Source organism: Sinorhizobium psoraleae (assembly GCF_013283645.1).
In the GTDB taxonomy this organism is placed as follows: Bacteria; Pseudomonadota; Alphaproteobacteria; order Rhizobiales; family Rhizobiaceae; genus Sinorhizobium; species Sinorhizobium psoraleae.
The window spans coordinates 1-1,502 of the sequence record NZ_JABEKV010000054.1 but is presented as its reverse complement, the minus strand read 5'-3'; the positions used below and the strand labels follow the sequence as shown (position 1 = coordinate 1,502).

Genomic DNA, 1,502 nt, shown 5'->3' with positions numbered 1-1,502 from the left:
ATAGCGTAATCGCTCAGGGCCTAGCCTTCGAGGCGGCGGCTCTCCACACTGTCCCTTGTCAACTGTATTCAGTGTGCCGAAGCGATGAGGAGAACCGCCATGAAGTATTATGCCGGACTGGATGTCAGCCAGCAAACGACCTCAATCTGCATCGTTGATGAGGAGGGCAAGACTGTTGCCGAACGGAAGGTGGCATCGTGCCCAGAGGCGATTAGTGAAGCGCTTGAGCCGTTCGCGGTAACCCGTGCAGGACTGGAAACCGGTCCCCTGTCGGTCTGGCTATGGAATGGATTGAAGGAACGCGGCGTTCCCATCGTCTGCATGGATGCTCGCCATGCCAATGCGGCCTTAAAGATGATGCCTGCCAAGACGGACCGCAACGACGCCATCGGCCTGGCGCAGATCGTTCGTACGGGTTGGTGCAAGAGCGTTCATGTCAAGTCAACGGCAAGCCACGAAGCTCGGGCACTCCTTGCCACTCGTAGCCAATTTGTGCGAACCCGCTGCGACCTGGAAAACCAGATCAGAGGTGTCCTTCGCACCTTTGGTATCCTGTTTGGCAAACGGGTTGGTGGGTTCGCCAAGCGTGCCGAGGAAATCATCGATGGCGAGCTCGATGCGTCGCCAACAATCCAGGCTGTCGTGGAAGCATTGATGCGGGCACGTGCCAACATCCTTGAGCAGATCCGTCATCTCGAGGCGAAGGTTCGCTTGATAGCGCGGCAGAACAAGGTCGTCAGACGGCTGATGTCGGTTCCTGGTGTGGGAGTTATCACTGCGCTCGGCTTCGCCGCAACCATTGATGATCCGACACGATTCAAACGATCGTCCAGCGCCGGGGCCTACCTTGGTCTAACACCTCGCATCTATGCCTCCGGTGAGACGATGAGATCCGGGCGCGTTTCGAAACGGGGCGACGACTTTCTCCGACGCAGCCTGTATGAGGCAGCCAATGCGCTGCTGACGCGTATTCCGCGGTTCTCCGCTTTGAAGAGCTGGGGGTTACGCATCGCGCGGCGTGGCGGCTATCGAAAAGCTAAGGTAGCTGTAGCCCGAAAGCTGGCCGTGATCCTTCACGCAATGTGGATATCGGGTGAACCCTTCCGTTGGTCATCGCAAGAGCCGGGCGATCTGGCATCATTACAGTGATGTCCATGATCAGCTGAGATCAGCGAGATCGTCCGGTCAGGACGATGGCGCGGTCAAGACCGATCCCAGGAATGCGATGCTGTCTGATACAGGCAACCGCGAACACCACATTGGTCGACCGAGCCTATCCAACGCCATGATGAGGCGGCCAAAGTGCCGACCTCGAAGAGAACCATGAGCCTGACCTGTGACGCCCTCGGCGATCAACTTGACAACCGCGATTAGAGAACATTGGTCGACCGAGCCTATCCAACGCCATGATGAGGCGGCCAAAGTGCCGACCTCGAAGAGAACCATGAGCCTGACCTGTGACGCCCTCGGCGATCAACTTGACAACCGCGATTAGAGAACCT

General features: G+C 57.8%; 1 protein-coding gene. It reads left to right on the top strand.

Annotated elements, in window-relative coordinates; translation table 11 throughout:
• Positions 1–99: 99 nt before the first annotated feature.
• Positions 100–1,149, top strand: a complete 1,050-nt coding sequence (locus tag ILFOPFJJ_RS34555) for an IS110 family RNA-guided transposase (RefSeq protein WP_028054349.1) — start codon at positions 100–102, stop codon at positions 1,147–1,149.
• Positions 1,150–1,502 lie beyond the last annotated feature (353 nt).

Excerpts from the sequence above, each read along its gene's own strand:
- ILFOPFJJ_RS34555 (WP_028054349.1), top strand. The coding sequence starts at position 100 with ATGAAGTATTATGCCGGACTGGATGTCAGCCAGCAAACGACCTCAATC.